The sequence below is a fragment of the Soonwooa sp. T0.1_25 genome (genome assembly GCF_057652215.1).
This window is the reverse complement of the sequence record NZ_JBYFBZ010000129.1, coordinates 1-228: the sequence shown is the minus strand read 5'-3', so window position 1 is coordinate 228 and position 228 is coordinate 1. Positions and strand designations below refer to the sequence as shown.

The following is a 228-nucleotide window of genomic DNA, read 5'->3' as shown; positions in this document are numbered from 1 at the left end:
TCAAACTCTCTTTTGCCCTATATATTTCCCAATTCTATTTCAAATAACCGCCATCTTTTGTCCCATCCGAAAATCCTAAAATAATGTATTGTTGATTGCAGCGTCTGTTAAGATGAGCTTGATAAAACTGAAGTTGATACAAATCTCGCATCACAGCTTCTGCGTTAATAAGACCTTCCTTGGTTTCATAAAGTGGAACAATATCCATTTTGATGTCGTCTTTTTGAT

At 35.1% G+C, this 228-nt stretch carries 1 protein-coding gene; it reads right to left on the bottom strand.

Annotated elements, in window-relative coordinates; genetic code table 11:
- Positions 1-34 precede the first annotated feature (34 nt).
- Positions 35-228 (bottom strand): phosphoenolpyruvate carboxylase (locus AC23MB_RS14575; RefSeq protein WP_487787679.1); only part of this gene is annotated, 194 nt, incomplete at its 5' end.